General features: G+C 38.2%; 1 protein-coding gene and 1 pseudogene. One reads left to right on the forward strand and one right to left on the reverse strand.

Translation table 11 applies throughout. From position 1 onward, the window contains the following. Positions 1 to 633 (reverse strand): IS110 family transposase (locus C7U56_RS15180; protein ID WP_146143935.1); only part of this gene is annotated, 633 nt, incomplete at its 3' end. Positions 634 to 1,114: 481 nt separating this feature from the next. Between C7U56_RS15180 and C7U56_RS15185 the strand changes: the two are divergent. Then, positions 1,115 to 1,695, forward strand: a pseudogene (locus tag C7U56_RS15185) (IS200/IS605 family accessory protein TnpB-related protein); the annotation flags it as partial.

The following is a 1,695-nucleotide window of genomic DNA, read 5'->3' on the forward strand; positions in this document are numbered from 1 at the left end:
TTTTTTTTGCTTGCACCAGTTTTGATAGTGTTTAACAAAAGAATTTAGAGACATTTTACGAACGCAATCTACATGCCAATACGTATAGACAAAATCAACCCATTTTTGGGAGCCATCACTGCGGGGTGGACTATTAAAATAAGTATTTGCATTTGGGTATGTCTGGTCAATGAGATTAATAAGATTATTTTTCATAGCCGTTTTTTGTTTCACATAGAAATGAAACTGACGATTCATGGCCTTTAGTTGTGTGCGCAATTCATCCACAATACTATATGGTTTAAGATTTTGCCATTTGTCAAGAGCATAGCGGGCGATCTTGATGGAATCAGCTTTGTCAGATTTAACTTTGCGAAGAGAGTCATTATTAAAGTTTTTGACTAGCTTAGGATTAACAGCACTGACAAACAGACCAGCTGCTGAAAATTGYTGAGCAAGTACTTCGTAATAGTGTCCGGTGTGCTCCATTACAATTCGTGATTCACCTTCGATAGAGTGAATAAGTTTAATTAGTGAAAGGATATCACTGGATGTGTGCTTGATCTCAAAAGGAGAGGATACAATCTCACCAAATGGTCTTAGAATTGTAACCATGCTTTTACCTTTTGAAACATCAATACCTACTGCGTTCATAAATTTGTCACTCCTTAAAAATATTACAATGGATAAATACCAGATTTACTCATTACCTGCTCAAACTACTGTGTGTGACACGAATGCACTTAATGTGATTCAACCTGCATAAAACGAACACTGTGAATGAGGAGCTGGTTATCAGTCTAAAGTACGGACGCTAAGTCCTAGTGATGAAGTCGATATACCATTGCATCCTACATTCTAACAGTTTAAGTAATGAGATGGATAAATCCTTACTGGATGTAAGGGGATTACCCATAAGTATATTGTAGTAGTGATGAGTTAGGTGTGCCAATTATTTTAATAGATACAGAACAAGTGTTTGCCTTACAAAGAGATGCATGGTATAATATAAATGTAAATATAGTGTATTACCTACGAAAGAAAAATTACTTTCGCAGGAAGAAGAAATGCGTATTTTTTACAGTATCATTTTGCACAGTGTGCGAAATATCGAAAACAGAAAGCAGGGACCTTTATGCAGATTGTATCCAGCTATGGAGTAGAAATTAAAAAAAAGAATATACCGCTCCGCTCTACGCTGGATATTTTTCGGAAAGCAGTTTCCTATCTGATTCCGGTGTATGCAGAGATCTGGGAAGAACTTTCAGAAATCAAAAATCTACAAAAACGCTTTAATGAGGCGGAACATCTGGTACATGAGACAAAAAAGAATCATGCCAGATTTCCGTTTGACCGTCATTTTCCTAAGATGCCATCTTATCTGAGAAGAGCGGCGATTCAACACGCACTTGGAGCCGTGTCCTCCTATCAATCACGCCTTAGTTTGTGGGAAAAGGGAGAACTGAGGGGGAAACCGAAGCTGGTCTGTGAGAATCATGCGATGCCGGTATTCTATCGGGATGTCATGTATAGGGAAGCAGAACCGGGAGAAGATACGGCTTATTTAAAGCTATTTGATGGGCGTGAGTGGAAGTGGTTTCAGGTGAAATTACTTCATACCGATATGGAATATCTTCGAAAAAAGTGGAGCGGGAAAGAGGCATCTGCCCCAACTTTGGAAAGGAAACATCATAAATATTTCCTTCGGTTTTCATA

This window comes from Clostridium fessum, assembly GCF_003024715.1.
Taxonomy (GTDB): Bacteria; Bacillota; Clostridia; order Lachnospirales; family Lachnospiraceae; genus Otoolea; species Otoolea fessa.